Consider the following 16,159-nt stretch of genomic DNA (forward strand, 5'->3'; position numbering starts at 1 on the left):
GACGTATCTTGCGCAAAAATGCCGTCCTTGGGAACGATGATATTCCTGTTTGCTTGCTTGAAAAAAGCATATCAGACTGCTTGGCCAGCCTTGGGCAAACATAAAACGCATAAGCATTCACATAATCAGTCTGGCAGAGCGGCATGTTGATGGTGCAAAGCGGCGCTTAATTTTGTTACACTGCTTGCTTGATATATTTATTTTTGGCCTAATCCTATGAAGATGATCCCCTCCCTGATGGTGGCTTTGCTGGCTACAAGCCTGGCAAACCTGCCGGTATTGGCTGCAGACTCCAAGGCAGCCACATCCGCGCATGCTGCACAAAATGGCATTGATTGGCGTAAAGACAATAATGTCGACGCGGCTTTTGCCCAGGCCAAGGCCAGTAACAAACCCTTGTTCCTGTACTGGGGCGCAATCTGGTGCCCGCCTTGCAACCAGGTCAAGGCAACCATCTTCAATCGCCAGGAATTCATCGACAAATCCCGTCATTTCATCCCCGTGTATCTGGATGGTGATACGCCGGGTGCGCAAAAATTTGCGGCGCAATTCAAGGTGCGTGGTTACCCAACCATGATTTTGTTCAAACCGGATGGAACAGAAATCACCCGCCTGCCGGGTGAAGTCGATTCTGAACGGTATCTGCAGGTATTGACGCTGGCCTTGAACACCAGCCTGTCAGTGCAAGACACCCTGAAGCTGGCGCTGGCTGGTGGCAAGAGCTTGAAAAATGAAGACTGGAGCTTGCTGGCGGATTATTCATGGGACGACCCTGAACAAAAACTGGTGGCCGGCAAAGACCTGGCCGCGACTTTGCTGAAATTGTCTGAACTGAGCCCGGCCGGTCTGCATGCGACACGTTTGCATCTGCGTGGCATTTATGCAGCAGCTACCACCAAGCCCGATCAGGCTGTGCCTGCGATAGACAAGGCGAAGGCCAGCGAGAAAATCCTGAAAGCCATTTCAGATGTAAACACAGCGCGTGACAATATGGATTTGTTGTCGAATGGGGCAGCGGAAATAACTGAATTTCTGACTGCGGCCAAATCAGATTCCCGTAACAAGCTGGTACATGCCTGGAATGCTGCACTGGTCAAACTGGCCGATGATGCGACGATTTCCAAGACCGACAGGTTGGGTGCCGTGGGTGCCCAGGTAGCCCTGGCCAGTCTGGACAGTGCCAAGCCAGAAGCAGCTTTGCAAAAAGATGTGCAAAAACGCGTAGGCGCAATAGAGCAGGCGACTACCGATGCGTATGAGCGCCAGTCTGTCGTCAATGCTGCTGCCCACGCACTGGGTGATGCCGGTTTGCTGGATGACGCTGATACCTTGCTGAAGGCTGAACTCAAGCGTTCACACTCACCTTATTATTTCATGTCCACCCTGGGTTCGAATGCCAAAAAACGCGGCGACAAGGTGGCCGCAACAAATTGGTATGAACAGGCGTATAACGCTGCCAAAGGTCCGGCTACCCGTCTCCAATGGGGTTCCAACTACGTCAGTAATCTGGTTGATCTGGTACCGAATGATGATGCCCGGATAGCAAAGGCAGTGCAAAGCGTTTTTGGCGAAGCGGCGAAAGTGGACAATGCCTTTTATGAGCGCAATCGCGCCTACCTGGAAAAGATGGGTAAAAAACTCATAGACTGGAACAAAGAGGGCAAGCATCAACTCGCTTACCAAAAAGCCCGCACGCAACTCGATGGCATTTGCAGCAAGCTGCCAGCGACAGATCCGCAAAAGGCGGTATGTCAGGGAGTGCTTGTCAAATCCTGATCAGACAGGGATTAAGTGCTGATCCAGTTCAGATAAGCGGAGTTAAAAAAATCCCGCGTCAGCAATGGCGCGGGATTTCTTATTGAAGGTCTGATTTTCAAGTGCTATCAGTCCGGCTTGAACTGGTGAGCAAAGGTAAATTCATCCGTCCTGGCCTTGTAGTGCAAGCCTTTGCGCAATGCCCAACTGGCATATTGATGATGCAGGGGAATGACGGCATAGTCTTGCAAGGCTGTGGCCATTGCCTTCCTGGCAAAGGCTTCGCGCTTGTCGGCTTCGACCGATGCCAGCGATGATTCTATTGCTTCATCCAGCGCACGATTACTGTATTTGCCCCAGTTCCAGCTACCCCAGCCGTTTTCGGCATTGACGGTACCCAATACGGTGCGCAGCGCAAAATCACCCGCCAGCGAACCCCAGCCCAGCAGGGCCATGCTGTAATCACCCTTTGCCGCTTTCGGGAAATACACTGCCAGCGCTTGTGTCTCTACCTTGGCCTGTATCCCCACCTTGCTCAGGAATTGCGCTACCGTCTGCACGATCTGCTCATCATTGATATAGCGATTATTCGGCCCATGCAGGGTGATGGCAAAGCCATTTGGATAGCCAGCTTCAGCCAGCAATTTTTTTGCGCCTTCCGGGTCGTAGGCTTCCACCTTCAAACTGTCGTTATAGCCAAACACACCAGGCGCGACCAGGTTGGAAGCCGGTACAGCTAAGCCCTCAAGTATGCGGTCAGTCAATGCGCTGCGATTGATGGCCTTGGCTATGGCCTTGCGCACGCGTATATCTTTCAGTGGGTTGCTTGCCAGGGGTTTGCCAGCCTTGTCGGTGATGTAAGGCGAAACCCTGGCCTGGTGATCAAGTTGCCAGAACACGGTGCGCCAGGAAATCTTTTGTTCCAGCTTGAATTTCGGATTGCTTTTCAGCTTGCTCAAATCTGCTGGAGGTATGCTTTCTATGGCATCGACGTCGCCAGACAACAGGGCTGCCATGCGTGGTGCCCCTGCGCTGATGATGCGGAAAGTGACTTTATCCCAGGCCGATTTTTCACCCCAGTAAGCGTCGTTTTTTGTCAGTGTGATGGCATCGCCGCGCTTGAAACTGGCGAATTTGTAGGGGCCGGTACCGATGGCTGCTTTGCCGCTATTGAAATCCTCAGTGCTGGCTTGCAGTGCGGCTTTTTTTGAAACGATGAAGACAGAGCTCATTTCCAGCGGCAGCGGACCATAGGGCCTTGCTGTCTTCAGGCGCAGGGTATAGGGATCAACAATTTGCTTGCCGACTATCTGCTTGGTGAAGCTGGTATAGGGACCGGGACTATTCTTTATCTGCGCTGGTCTGTCGAGAGAAAACACGACATCTTCCGCCGTCATCTCGCTGCCGTCATGAAACTTCACGCCGTAGCGCAATTTGAATTCCCAGGTGGTAGGGTTGATCGCTTTCCAGGACAAGGCCAGACCAGGCGCGATACGACCGTCGGAATCGACACTGAGCAAGGCATCAAACAAATGCGATGCCATGGCATTATTGGGCCCGCTGTTGAAATAATGCGGGTCCAGCGAATTGACATCCGCCGCCAAACCGATTTTGAGATTGGCAGCATGACTGAAGCTTGGTAAAGCAACACCTATGGAAACGGCAAGCAGGGCAGGGAAAAACATTTTTTTTGAGATGGAAAACATGGACAACCTTCAAGCTTTAATACTGCAAGCTTACCATTGCCTGCACATTTCATCCGAGCCGGGAATGCATTTGTATATATGAAACCTGTTCTGGCTGTTTTAACAAGGCCAGCTTACAAATAGAAGCATCTTCTACAAGAGCGACACGCTACAAATTAGCGCGTGAGGCGTGGAGTGACTTGTCTGTAACAATCCACAGTTTTGCCTGATTTGATTTACATATCGTTACTTGTGAAAGTGCTTCCCATGCCTCTATATTGAGGACATCAGCCGAACAGATAAGCAAAGACATTTTTCTTCTGAGCAAATGCTTCCACGGTCTCCACGGTATCAATAACGGGTATAAAAATATATGAAAAACCTGGCAAAAATTTCTGGCGTTCTGCTAGTGGCAATTACTGCAAATATCTGTTCTCTGCAAGCTTCTGCAGCCACTCTGTCGCCGGATGCAGAAGTGGTGCATGTATTGAACCGCCTTGCTTTTGGCCCTCGCCCGGGTGATATAGAGCGGGTAAAGAAAATGGGAATAGACAGTTATATCGAGCAACAATTGAATCCGCAATCCCTGCCTTTGCCAGACGGCTTGCAGGCAAAATTGAAATCCCTTGATGTCATTGGACAGAGTGCGGGTTCAGTCTTGTTTGATTATCAAAAAGCCCTGAAAGACACCAAGGACGAGTCTGACGCTGCGCAAAAGAAACGCCGTGAACTGGTTGGCCACATCGTTGAGCAAACCGCACAAGCCAGATTGTATCGCGCCATAGAAAGTTCACACCAGCTCGAAGAGGTGATGCTGGATTTCTGGTTCAATCATTTCAATGTCTTCAATGGCAAGGGCCTGGACCGTGCACTGGTTGCCAGTTACGAGCGTGATGCCATTCGGCCCTATGTGTTTGGTAATTTCCGTGATTTGTTGGGGGCAACGGCCAAGCATCCTGCGATGTTGTTTTATCTTGATAACTGGCTGTCCACCTCGGCCGATTTTCATGCAAATGGCCGTCAGGCCAAGGCGGCAGGGCAGAAGGGCAAGTCGAATGGTTTGAATGAAAACTATGCCCGTGAAATCATGGAACTGCATACCCTGGGGGTTGACGGCGGTTATACCCAGAAAGACGTGACTGAACTGGCGCGCATGCTGACAGGCTGGACATTTGATCCGCGTGCCATGGTCAGGAATAATCAGAACTTTTATTTCGATGCTGACAGGCACGATAATGGCAGCAAGCAATGGCTGGGAAAAACCATTGCACCACGTGGTCAGGCGGAAGCAGAATTTGCGCTGGACGTCCTGGCCATGCATCCGGCCACCGCCCACCATCTGAGTTTCAAGCTGGCCCAGTATTTTGTGGCAGACAAACCTGCGCCGGGACTGGTGGATATGCTGGCCAAACGTTATCTGGATACCCGTGGTGATATCCGTGCGGTGCTGCAAACGCTGTTTGCGAGTGCCGAGTTTCGCGATCCGCACAATATGGGAATGAAATATAAAACCCCGTACCAATATGTCATATCTGCTATCCGTGCCAGTGATGTACCAGTGCAAAATGTCCGGCCTGCACTGGGTGTGCTGGCGCAACTGGGTATGCCCTTGTATGGTAGCCAGACGCCAGATGGTTATAAAAACACCCAGGATGCCTGGATGAACCCGGATGCCATTACACGTCGCATCAACTTTGCTACAGCCCTGGCGACAGGACGCCTGCCGTTTGATAAAGAAATCGAGGACGGCGACAAGATGGGTAAAAAGCAATTGGCAAAACAGGCAGACGAAAAGCCAGACAGGCCCGCAGTAATGCCCGCCGTGAGCGCAGCTGCCTTGATCCAGACTATGGGAGCAGGCTTGTCTGGCCGCACCATAGAAATAGTGAATGGCAATCAGGAGGCTTTACGCGCAGCCCTGATCCTGGGTAGCCCGGATTTTATGCAGCATTGAAAAGCGGGTAGCAAGCAGACGGCTGTTATTGAACGATGTGCACTATCCTGAATGAAGAGAACAAAATGAAACGTAGAAATTTTCTATATTCCATGGCAGCCGGTGCAGGCTTGCTGATTCCTGTTGGCAATGGTGTATGGGCAGCCAGCGCCCATAGTGGCGCAACAGAAGCTGCTACAAAAAACAAGCTGATCGTTATCATGTTGCGTGGTGCGGTGGATGGCTTGAATGTGGTGGCCCCTTACGGCGACGCAAATTATGCGCGGCTACGACCAACGATAGCACTTGCCCGGCCAGGGCAAAGCGATGGTGCGATTGATCTGGACGGTTATTTTGGCCTGCATCCTGCACTGGCTGATATGCAGGAACTATGGCAACAAAAGAAACTGGCCTTCGTGCATGCCAGTGGTTCACCAGATTTCACCCGTTCACATTTTGATGCCCAGGATTATCTGGAATCCGGTACGCCAGGCCGTAAAGGCACGTCAGATGGCTGGATGAACCGCTTGCTGGCATCGTTACCTGGTAACACGACGCCCACCCGCGCTATCAGCGTGGGTGCGGTAATGCCGCGTATTCTGTCAGGCAGTATCGCTGCCAGCAATATCGCCAGCGGTGCGGCTGGCACCAAGGCCAATGTGCTCGACCGCCCCAAGGTTGGTGCTGCCTTTGAGCAGATGTACAAGGAAAACGATAAATACGCGAAAGCGTTTAGCGATGCCCAGGAAGCCCATCAGGAAATGATGGGTGCATCCATGGCAAATGAGCAGCAGGCTGCCGATGGTGGCGCACCTTTGCCAAATGGTTTTCCTGACGACAGTACCCGTATCGCCACACTGATGCGCAATGATCCCAAAATCCAGATGGTCTTTATGGCGCTCGGCGGTTGGGATACCCATGCCAACCAGGGCGCAGGTAAAGGTCAGTTGGCGAATCGTTTGTCGCCATTGGGGCTGGGCCTGGCCAATCTTGCCAAACGTCTGGGACCGATGTTTGAAGACACCACGATAGTTGTCATGTCTGAATTTGGCCGCACTGCCAAACAGAATGGCAATGGCGGTACCGATCATGGGCATGGCAATGTCATGTGGGTCATGGGTGGCAAAGTCGCTGGCGGTAAAGTTTATGGCGACTGGCGCGGTCTGGGTAGTGACCAGTTATATGAAGGCCGTGATGTGCCGGTAACGACTGATTTCCGCTCTGTCCTGATACAGGTATGCGAGCGCCACATGGGCTTGTCGGATAATCAATTGATCAAGGTATTTCCTGAACAGGCTTATACCAGGAACAGCTTCAATTTATTCCAGAATATGGCCTGATGGCGAGGCCTGACAGCGAGGCCTGAAAGCGATAGATTTGCAGGCCTTGTTCTTGTTCTCGCTGACGCCAATAAAAACCACTCTGAGATTTGTTCAGAGTGGCTTTTTTGTATGCCTTGGTATGTCCGGGTATGTCGAGGTATATCTGGATCAGGGTTCAGGCCGTCGTATTGATTGTCGTACCAGTTACCTGTCCGCTGGTATTAACGACGGGCTTAGGCTGTTCTGGCGGCTTTGATTCGGCTTGCTTCGCATTATTTTGTTTGGCGACTGCCTGCGCCTGTTGTTCAGCTTGTGCGTCCGTAATTCTTTTTTGATCTGCAATCGCATCGGCGGTGCCGGAATCGCGATCAGCCGCAGCACCTATGGTTTCGCTATTTTGTTTTGCGCGTGCATCGGCAGCTTGTTGAATAAGCTGCTGGTTTTGCGCTGAACTGGAAGAAGTGACTGAAGTGACCATAATATTAACTCGCTTTGCTCGTAGGGAGCGTCTGATGAATCTCTTTCCAACATAGTAGTCATGCCTGGAATATACAAGCGATTTAAACACAAAATCACTTTTCTTGCCCGGGGTAAACTTGATGCATGGCAAGTTCATGATTTTTCCTTCTGTCTTTATGCGTCAGGCTTGTATATACAAGTTTGTTTATATGATTGGAAAAGCGCATTTCCTTTCGATACAGTGTCCTCTATCGACTATATCTTTCGGTTGGGAATTCAGTGTTACGTATCGAGCAATTAGGCAAATATTACAAGGCAAATGGCCACGCAGTCAGGGCTCTTCATAATATCAATCTTGACATTCAAAAAGGACAAATTTTCGGCATCATAGGACGTTCAGGCGCAGGTAAAAGCAGCTTGTTGCGTACCCTCAATCTTCTGGAGCGACCAAGCAGCGGCAAAGTATGGATAGAGGGTGAGGATATCACCGCATTTGATCGTCAGCGCCTGCATGGTTTGCGTCAGCGTATAGGCATGGTGTTCCAGCATTTCAATTTACTGCATGCAAAAACTGTCACGGAAAATAGTGCTTTCCCGCTCAAGCTCACGGGGGAATATACCAGTGACACCATACAGACAAGAGTAGAAGAATTACTGGATCTGGTGGGCTTGAAAGATCAGGGTAGCAAATATCCTGCGCAATTATCTGGCGGTCAAAAGCAGCGGGTGGGCATCGCCCGTGCACTGGCCAATTATCCGCAGCTTTTATTGTGCGATGAAGCGACCTCGGCACTGGACCCGGAAACCACGCAAGCCATCTTGCGCCTGCTGCTGGATATCAATCAAAAGCTGGGCCTGACCATCGTCCTGATCACGCATGAAATGCAGGTGATACGCACGATCTGCGATGCGGTGGCTGTGATTGATGCCGGTGAGATTGTCGAAACTGGTAACGTCGTCGATGTATTCCTGCATCCACAGCATGCGGTGACGCAAAGTCTGGTGGCAGAAAACCAGGCGCTGGATTTGTCTGTGCTGGAGCGTAGTGACCAAAATGGTGATCAAAATGGTGATCAAGATCGGGATCGTCATTTACTACGCCTGAGTTATGTCGGATCAAGCACGCATGAACCCATCATTACCCGTATCGCCGTACAAACCGGGATTGATATCGCCATCTTGCAGGGTGTGATAGGACGTATCAAGAATACGCCATATGGGCAACTGCTGGTTGAATTGCGCAGCACCCAAGAACAATCAGACAGGGTTGAACAGTTGCTGGTGAATGCGGGCGTCAGGGTGGCAAGGATCAGTATCAGCGCTGCGGCAGAGGTGCCTTGATGGATTTCTCTCAAATCGACTGGGCCGATATGGCATTGGCGACGCTGGATACGCTGACCATGACCGGTGTCTCTTTGTTGTTTACGGTGTTGCTGGGTTTGCCTCTGGGTGTACTGTTATTTTTGACAGGTAAAAAACAATTACTGGAGCAGGGATTTTTCTACGCGGTGTTATCTGTCGTGGTGAATGTCCTGCGTTCCATTCCTTTCATTATCTTGCTGATCGTTTTGATTCCTTTCACTCTGTTATTGATGGGGACATCACTGGGTGTGCCGGGCACGATACCACCCTTGGTCATTGGCACGACACCATTCTTTGCACGCCTGGTGGAAAACGTTTTGCGTGAAGTGGATAAGGGAATCATAGAAGCCTGTCAGGCCATGGGAGCCAGGACCTGGCAAATCATCTGGCATGCCTTGTTGCCCGAAGCCTTGCCGGGTTTGCTGGCTGCTGTCACGGTGACGACGATTGCCCTGGTGTCGTATGCGGCCATGTCAGGGGTTATTGGTGGCGGTGGCCTGGGTGACCTGGCACTGCGTTATGGCTATCAACGTTTTCAAACCGAAGTCATGGTGGTCACGGTATTTATTTTGATTGTGCTGGTGCAGTTGCTGCAATTTGTTGGCGACAAACTGGTGTTGAAGTTCACCCGGAAGTAAGTAGTTTTTTATTTTTTTAATGGAGTCTATATGTCTTTAAACTTGAAACGTCGTCTTAGCTTCGCTCTGGCAGGTGGCCTGACAACTGCTGTCTTGCTGGCACCTGCATCCGTATTCGCGCTGGAAACTTTGAACATTGCTGCCAGTCCGGTGCCGCATGCCGAGATACTGGAATTCATTAAACCGCAACTCGCTAAAGAAGGCGTGGATTTGAAAGTAAAAGTCTTCACCGACTATATACAGCCAGCAGTGCAGGTCAATGAAAAACATCTGGATGGTAATTTCTTTTTGCATCAGCCTTATCTGAATGAATTCAAGAAAAGCCACAAGAACGATATCGAAGTCCCTATCGCCAAAGTGCATGTCGAACCATTCGCCGCGTATTCCAGCAAATACAAGAAACTCGCCGATTTACCTGACGGTGCCACGGTCGCCATCCCGAACGATCCATCAAATTCTGGCCGTGCCTTGTTATTGTTGGCCAAGCAGGGGTTGTTGAAGTTGAAAGATCCAAAAAACATCTCGGCCACCCAAAAGGATATTATTGAAAATCCTAAAAAGCTGAAATTCAAGGAACTGGAAGCAGCCACACTGCCACGCGTGCTGGGGCAGGTGGACCTGGCTTTGATCAATACCAATTATGCGATAGAAGCCAAACTGAATCCTGTGAAAGACTCGCTGTTCATAGAAGATGCCAATTCACCTTATGCCAATTTATTGGTGGCACGTGAAGACAATAAAAATAGCCCGGCATTCAAAAAACTGGTTGCCGCGTTGAACTCGCCCGAAGTCAAAAAATTTATAGAAGAAAAATATAAGGGCGCAGTCGTTCCTGCATTCTGATACAGGGTTTGAGCTTGCCAGCGCGGTGCAGGCTAAATGTAGAGTGAAAAAAAACGCTGCTTGAGAAAGCAGCGTTTTTTTATGCGTCTTTACGTATTAGTTACGTACGACTTTTTTGTATTCGTTAGTGCGGGTATCGATTTCGATCATGTCGTCCTGGCTGACGAACAGAGGTACTTGAACGATGTGGCAATTTTCTTCAATTGCATTTTCGATCTTGGCTTCTTTCAGTACGTTACCGGAAGTATTGCCTTTGACTGCTGGCTCAGAGTAAATGATCTGGCGAACGATGGTGGTCGGCAATTCAACAGAGATTGCTTTACCGTCATAGAATACGGCTTCGCATTCCATGCCATCTTTCAGGTAATTCAGGGATTCACCCATGTTTTCGGCTTCGATTTCATACTGGTTGTATTCTTGATCCATGAATACGAACAGTGGGTCAGCGAAGTAAGAATAAGTAACTGGTTTTTTGTCCAATACAACTACATCAAACTTGTCGTCGCCACGGAAGACGTTTTCTTGTGGGCTGTTAGTCAACAGGCTTTTCATTTTCCACTTGTAAGTGAAACCTGTGCGGCTGGAGCCGTTGACGTCAGAACGCAACACGATCATAGGTTTGCTATCAACCATAATAATGTTGCCAACACGAATTTCTTTTGCAAATTTCATAGCGAGTATACGTAAAAAGTAGGTTGCATAAAAATCATCTGTCGCCTACTGGTAAAAAGCACCGCAAGCCCACGTTTGATTGAGATTTAAAACAGGTTAAAAATTAACCCAACATTATACTGCATCTTTTTGCCTTGCCTGCAGAACTGAGTATACAAACTTCAGCAAATTTGACGCCAAATCACCATTTTCGCGCATTTTTTGCTGCCATTCAGTAGATAAATCTGTAATGTGGGGCATATCCGCCTGCAAGGCGGGCCATAGTTGTGACCAGTCCACCGTTTCCACGCTGGCCTCATTCCATGCCCGCGCAAAAGCTGCCAGGCTGGCAGTGCTTGAGGTACAGGTTTTCAGGAAGGCATTCAATTTGACATGATGCAAGTTCTTGTCTTGCGGATAGATGTGCCAGATAAAGGCCTTGTTTGCCCACTGCGCCCGGACAAAAGAATCTTCACCGCGTACAAAATTGAGGTCGCAAGCCCATAATAGCCTGTCGTAATCTGCCTGCGGAATAAAAGGCAATACCCGGACGGTCAGCGCGCCATGCGTGGCACTGCTGCCAACTGTGGCTGGCTGCCCCAGAAATGCCGCAACGGACGCAGCGGCAACACCTTCCGGCACCAGGCAGGTGATGGCCTGGCCATTGTTTTGCCATTCTTTAAATAATGCCGCCACCGGTGCCTGCGGGTAACAAAACAGGGAGACTTTGGTGGCTGCCATTTCGGCTGGCGTGAGCCCCAGGCCTGACAGAAATTTTTCCATCGCAGCTGAGTCTGCCTGAAAGGCAGGTCTTTCCTGATCCAGCCTTGATTCGCGCAACAGGCCACCGGTTTTGTTATTGAAGCCCGGAAAGAAAAAGTGCTTGGTCAAGGACAGCGAAGGATGGGGTGATGGCAAGGTATGGCAACCTTCTACCCATGCTTCCGCAGTCAGGCCTTCCAGGTTCAGCCATACTGGTCTGGGCGTGCATTCTGCCATGGCGCGGATATATCCTGGTGGTATATCGCAGGCAAAAAATTCAATGACAATGTCTGCCACGTCGGCGGCGCTGAACACGCCATCCTGATTGCGCCAATGGCGGACATGGACATGGGCAATCTCTTGCTGTTCCTGATCAATGACAACGTCCGGGCATATCCGGCGAAAGCTGGGTAAATCATCGACCCACAATGTGACGGCAATACCGTGTTCGCTTTCCAGCTGTTGTGCCAGACGCCAGCAAATGCCGATGTCCCCAAAGTTGTCCACGACTTTGCAAAAAAGGGCTAGTGTGGTGGCGGTTTTGGGGGGCTGGCTGATGGTGTGATTGTGGGCCTGTTGTTCTTCTAATTGCATTTTCTTTTGTTATTCGTTCAGAAATGATTCTTCCATTCGCGCAAGGCGGCAAAGTGACTGATGTCATCCCCGCCTGTGCTGATTTTTCCGCTTTCCAGCAAGCGGGCGACGATGCTGCTTTCCCGGCATCGCAAAAAGGGATTGGTTTGCTTTTCCAGCGCAATATTGCTGGGTACGGTAGGAATACCCTGGTCGCGCTTGTTTTTTTCTTTCTGTATGCGTTCCAGCAAGGCTTGATTGCCTGGCTCCACCTCTTTGGCGAAGCGCAAATTCGACATCGTGTATTCATGCGCGCAATACACGGCGGTGTCATCCGGCAGGGCCGCAAGCTGATCCAGCGACTTCAGCATTTGTGCCGGTGAGCCTTCAAACAGGCGGCCGCAGCCGCCAGCAAACAGGGTGTCGCCACAGAACAGCCAATGCTGCAAGGGTGCATAATAAGCGATATGGCCCAGAGTATGGCCAGGTACATCGAGCACGCGCAATTCCAGATCCAGTTGCGGCACGGTCAGTATTTCATCTTGCAGCAGCTTTTGGGTGACCAGGGCGATTTTATCCTTGCTGGGACCAAATACCGGTACCGGGTAGTGTTCCAGCAGGCTTGCTACACCGCCAATATGATCAGCATGGTGATGAGTGAGTAAAATAGCGGACAATGTCAGGCCGTGCTCTTGCAAAGCCTGCAATATCGGTTTGGCATCACCCGGATCAACGACCGCAGCATGCTGGCCATTGTGGATGATCCACAGATAATTGTCGTCAAAGGCAGGGACAGTCAATATACTCAGGGAATTCTTCATAAACGCGCATGGAAGCTTTGGAAAAAAACATTATAGACCTGGGTGCCTGGTTGGAGTTGCCAGCCGGCTTGTATATCCGTGAGTGGGAGCAAAATCTGCTCGACACGCTGACGGTGGATATCTTTGGCTATAATGCGCTGCAAATCGGTTTGCCGCAAATCGATGCGCTGGCAGCCAGCCGCATGCCGCACCGCTGGCTGACCGATTCGCGTTTCCCTGATCCGGATGCACTCAAGCAAAACCGGCCCACGGTCGTGGTGCATGATTTTGCCGAATTGCCTTTTGAATCGCAAAGCATTGATCTGGTGGTGCTGCCGCACGTGCTGGAATTTTCCGCTGAACCGCATCAGATCCTGCGTGAAGTGGAAAGAGTGCTGATACCTGAGGGCCGGGTCATCATCAGTGGCTTCAATCGCACCAGCCTGTGGGGTGCAAGACAGGCCAGCGGGCGTCTGAGCAAGAATTATTTCTTGCCCACAGAAGGTGAATTCATCAGTCATCCACGGCTTAAGGATTGGTTGAAATTATTGGATATGGAAATCGGCAGCAGCGACTTTGGTTGCTATGCGCCCCCCTTCAAATCGGAAAAATGGTTGCAGCGCAGCCGCTTCATGGAAAAAGCAGGGCAGCGCTGGTGGCCTTACCTGGGGGCCGTGTACATGTTGCAGGCGGTGAAACGCATTAAGGGCATGCACCTGATCGGCCCCGCCTGGAAACAGAAACGCATAGCCGCCGGGCACGCGCTGCCGGTCGCCAACAAATCAAAAAATGGACATGGATAAAATAGATATTTATACGGATGGCGCTTGCAAGGGGAACCCTGGTGTAGGTGGCTGGGGTGCCTTGCTGATTGCCGGTGACAAGAAAAAAGAATTATTCGGTGGCGAGAAAGAAACCACGAATAACCGCATGGAATTGATGGCCGTGATACAAGCCCTGGGTGCCTTAAAGCGGCCTTGTCAGATCACCCTGCATACCGACAGCCAATATGTGCTGAAAGGCATTACTGAATGGATTACCGGTTGGAAAGCCAAAGGCTGGAAAACGGCTTCCAAAGCACCCGTCAAGAATGTTGACCTGTGGCAGCAACTGGATGAAGCCCGCAACATCCACGAAATAGACTGGCGCTGGGTGCGTGGCCATACTGGCCACCCCGGCAATGAGCGCGCCGACCAGCTTGCCAATCGTGGTGTTGAAACTGTCTTGTAGCCGCCATCATGCAGCCGCCAGTAATCAACGCCGATAAGCAGCATGAGCGACCTGATCATCAGGCTGGCAATGTGGGCATGGTGTTTCCTGGTGTGCCGCAAGTGTTTGAGCATGTATCTGACCGGGCCGAATTCAAGCGTGTTGCGCACCGTCCGGGCTTGGAGTTATACCGCGCCCACATCGTTGCCCATGCGTTTGAACCACATACGCATGAAGCCTTTGGCCTGGGGGCGATAGAATCCGGTGTTGAACGATTCCGTTATGCTGGCAGCGATCATCTGGCCCCCAAGGACACCGTGGTGATGATGAACCCGGATGAATTGCATACCGGCAGGGCAGAGACGGCAACCGGCTGGCGTTATCGCATGCTGTACATAGACCCGCAAGCGATAGCGGAAATAACCGGTGAACATGGCTGGTGGTTTCGCGACGCCGTGGCCCATGACGCATTGAGTGCCCGCAAGCTTAGTCATCTGCTTGAACAGTTGTGGCAGGCAGAGGATGAACTGAGTTTTGACAGCCTGATGTTTGAACTGTTGACCGGTTTTCGTCAACATGCCTGCGTAGACAAACCCCATGCCGCAGAAGCCAGAAAACGCTTTGCCGATGTGCTGGATTTTATGCGCGCCAACCTGGCAGAGGTGCTTAGCCTGGACAAGCTGGCGCTGGTGGCGGGCTTGAGTCCTTTCCATTTTTTGCGTAGTTTCAAAACGCAATATCACGCAACCCCCCAGCAAATGCTGATGGCCTTGCGCCTGTTTGAAGCCAAATGCCTGCTTGGCAAAGGGCTGCCGCCAGCCCAGGTGGCGGCAGCGACCGGTTTGACAGACCAATCCCACCTGAACAAGGCATTTGTGCGTCGCTACGGTGTCACACCGGCACGTTATCAGCAGCAGGTACGTAGCTGATATCTGCTACCTGATTCCTCAGAACTACTTTTTAACCGCAATCTGGTACAAGACAGGATGCGGGCAGGCTTATAAGCTGGCTTTATTTATGAAGGGCCAGAAATGTGGGCAGGTATTCTTTATGCGTTGGCAGCGGGCTTGATGTGGGGGCTGGTATTTATTGGCCCTCTGTTATTGCCTGAATATCCGGCGGCCTTGCAATCGGTGGGGCGCTATCTGGCTTTTGGCCTGATTACCCTGCCTTTGGCCTGGCTGGACCGGCGGCAATTGCGTTTGCTGACCAGGGCAGACTGGCTGGAAGCACTGAAGCTGGCAGCCGTTGGCAACCTCTTGTATTACCTGTGCCTTGCCAGCGCCATTCAGCGTGCAGGCGCGCCTTTGCCTACCATGTTGATAGGTACTTTGCCGGTAGTGATAGCTATCACCGCCAACTACCGCAATGCCGAGCGTGATGGTCGCATTGCATGGCGTCGCATGCTGCCATCTTTATTGATGATAGGGATAGGCGTTGCCTGCGTTAACCAGACAGAAGTCGCCGCCATGAAAACGGCAAACCGTGCCGATATGTTGACGTATCTGAGCGGTGCCGGCCTGGCCATTATCGCCGTGGCTTGCTGGACCTGGTATCCCTTGCGCAATGCGGACTGGCTGCGCCATCATCCAGATCGTCATCCACGTGTGTGGGCCAGCGCGCAGGGCGTGGCAATCTTGCCACTGGCTGTGCTGGGTTATTTGCTATTGTGGGGAGGAATGGGTGCAACGCAGGTGGATTTTCCCATGCCGTTTGGCCCCAGACCGCAGTATTTCATAGCTCTGATGCTGATCATAGGATTGTTTGCATCCTGGATAGGCACCTTGTGCTGGAACAAGGCCAGCCAGTTATTGCCCACCAATCTGGCCGGACAACTGATCGTCTTTGAGACCCTGGCAGCCCTGACGTATACCTTTATCTTGAAGCGACAATTTCCTGAACCGGTAACCTTGCTGGGCATCGCCTTGTTAATTGCCGGCGTCATGACAGCTTTGCGTAACAAGCCGGAATAGGGGGTAAGTGCTGTAGCGGCATAAAAAAACGGAACTGCGAGGGAGGGCACAGTTCCGCTATCAAACACACCAAAGGCTGTTGCAAAATCAAGCTGGCGTTGTTGCGTCGTCCCAGTGTTAACTTGGTACTAAAGTACTGTCTGCGACGACGAGGCCTAGCCGGGGGCGCCTAGCCATCTTGGTTTTGCAACAAC

15 protein-coding genes are annotated in these 16,159 nt (G+C 51.2%); 10 read left to right on the forward strand and 5 right to left on the reverse strand.

Features of this window, described 5'->3' with window-relative positions:
• Positions 1–216 precede the first annotated feature (216 nt).
• On the forward strand, positions 217–1,776 hold the full coding sequence (locus ACO0LM_RS11010) for a thioredoxin family protein (RefSeq protein ID WP_423037006.1): 1,560 nt from the start codon (positions 217–219) through the stop codon (positions 1,774–1,776).
• Positions 1,777–1,883: 107 nt separating this feature from the next.
• On the opposite strand, the gene ACO0LM_RS11015 is transcribed toward ACO0LM_RS11010, so the two are convergent.
• Complete coding sequence (locus tag ACO0LM_RS11015) at positions 1,884–3,461, reverse strand: ABC transporter substrate-binding protein (protein ID WP_423037008.1); 1,578 nt, start codon at positions 3,459–3,461, stop codon at positions 1,884–1,886.
• Positions 3,462–3,813: 352 nt separating this feature from the next.
• Between ACO0LM_RS11015 and ACO0LM_RS11020 the strand changes: the two genes are divergently transcribed.
• Both ACO0LM_RS11020 and ACO0LM_RS11025 read left to right on the forward strand, forming a co-directional pair.
• A complete protein-coding gene (locus tag ACO0LM_RS11020; RefSeq protein WP_423037010.1) occupies positions 3,814–5,394 on the forward strand; it encodes a DUF1800 domain-containing protein in 1,581 nt (526 codons plus the stop codon).
• Between the two features lie 65 nt (positions 5,395–5,459).
• Positions 5,460–6,713 (forward strand): DUF1501 domain-containing protein, encoded by a 1,254-nt coding sequence (locus ACO0LM_RS11025; RefSeq protein ID WP_423037012.1) that lies wholly within the window; start codon positions 5,460–5,462, stop codon positions 6,711–6,713.
• A 157-nt stretch (positions 6,714–6,870) separates the two neighbouring features.
• Here ACO0LM_RS11025 and ACO0LM_RS11030 read toward each other — a convergent pair whose 3' ends face one another.
• Positions 6,871–7,311 carry a hypothetical protein gene (locus ACO0LM_RS11030; protein WP_423037014.1) on the reverse strand — a complete coding sequence of 147 codons (441 nt, stop codon included), beginning with the start codon at positions 7,309–7,311 and terminating at the stop codon, positions 6,871–6,873.
• 122 nt (positions 7,312–7,433) lie between these two features.
• On the opposite strand from ACO0LM_RS11030, the gene ACO0LM_RS11035 reads away from it, so the two are divergent.
• From ACO0LM_RS11035 to ACO0LM_RS11045, 3 genes are read left to right on the forward strand one after another with little or no spacing between them, the layout of a single operon-like run.
• Entirely contained in the window at positions 7,434–8,495 is a 1,062-nt protein-coding gene (locus tag ACO0LM_RS11035) for a methionine ABC transporter ATP-binding protein (protein WP_423037016.1), read from the forward strand.
• Positions 8,495–9,154 (forward strand): methionine ABC transporter permease, encoded by a 660-nt coding sequence (locus tag ACO0LM_RS11040; protein WP_423037018.1) that lies wholly within the window; start codon positions 8,495–8,497, stop codon positions 9,152–9,154. Before ACO0LM_RS11035 ends, ACO0LM_RS11040 begins: the two co-directional genes overlap by 1 nt.
• Positions 9,155–9,184: 30 nt before the next feature.
• Complete coding sequence (locus tag ACO0LM_RS11045; RefSeq protein ID WP_422986136.1) at positions 9,185–9,997, forward strand: MetQ/NlpA family ABC transporter substrate-binding protein; 813 nt, start codon at positions 9,185–9,187, stop codon at positions 9,995–9,997.
• Between the two features lie 96 nt (positions 9,998–10,093).
• Here the strand turns inward: ACO0LM_RS11045 and ACO0LM_RS11050 are convergent, their stop codons facing one another.
• From ACO0LM_RS11050 to gloB, 3 genes are all read right to left on the reverse strand, one after another.
• Positions 10,094–10,669, reverse strand: a complete 576-nt coding sequence (locus ACO0LM_RS11050; RefSeq protein WP_422986138.1) for an elongation factor P — start codon at positions 10,667–10,669, stop codon at positions 10,094–10,096.
• 114 nt (positions 10,670–10,783) lie between these two features.
• Positions 10,784–12,004: an elongation factor P maturation arginine rhamnosyltransferase EarP gene (earP, locus tag ACO0LM_RS11055; protein WP_423037020.1), complete on the reverse strand. Its 1,221-nt coding sequence runs from the start codon at positions 12,002–12,004 to the stop codon at positions 10,784–10,786.
• Between the two features lie 17 nt (positions 12,005–12,021).
• Positions 12,022–12,804, reverse strand: a complete 783-nt coding sequence (gene gloB / locus ACO0LM_RS11060; protein ID WP_423037022.1) for a hydroxyacylglutathione hydrolase — start codon at positions 12,802–12,804, stop codon at positions 12,022–12,024.
• 8 nt (positions 12,805–12,812) lie between these two features.
• Between gloB and ACO0LM_RS11065 the strand changes: the two genes are divergently transcribed.
• From ACO0LM_RS11065 to ACO0LM_RS11080, 4 genes are all read left to right on the forward strand, one after another.
• Entirely contained in the window at positions 12,813–13,586 is a 774-nt protein-coding gene (locus tag ACO0LM_RS11065) for a class I SAM-dependent methyltransferase (RefSeq protein WP_423037024.1), read from the forward strand.
• The gene (gene rnhA / locus ACO0LM_RS11070) at positions 13,579–14,013 is read left to right on the forward strand and encodes a ribonuclease HI (protein WP_423037026.1); all 435 of its coding nucleotides are present in this window, start codon (positions 13,579–13,581) and stop codon (positions 14,011–14,013) included. Before ACO0LM_RS11065 ends, rnhA begins: the two co-directional genes overlap by 8 nt.
• A gap of 77 nt (positions 14,014–14,090) precedes the next feature.
• Positions 14,091–14,921, forward strand: a complete 831-nt coding sequence (locus ACO0LM_RS11075) for an AraC family ligand binding domain-containing protein (protein WP_423037193.1) — start codon at positions 14,091–14,093, stop codon at positions 14,919–14,921.
• Positions 14,922–15,023: 102 nt separating this feature from the next.
• Complete coding sequence (locus ACO0LM_RS11080) at positions 15,024–15,965, forward strand: DMT family transporter (protein ID WP_423037028.1); 942 nt, start codon at positions 15,024–15,026, stop codon at positions 15,963–15,965.
• The last annotated feature ends 194 nt before the right edge of the window (positions 15,966–16,159 follow it).

This window comes from Undibacterium sp. Di26W, from assembly GCF_049340265.1.
Taxonomy (GTDB): domain Bacteria; phylum Pseudomonadota; class Gammaproteobacteria; order Burkholderiales; family Burkholderiaceae_D; genus Undibacterium.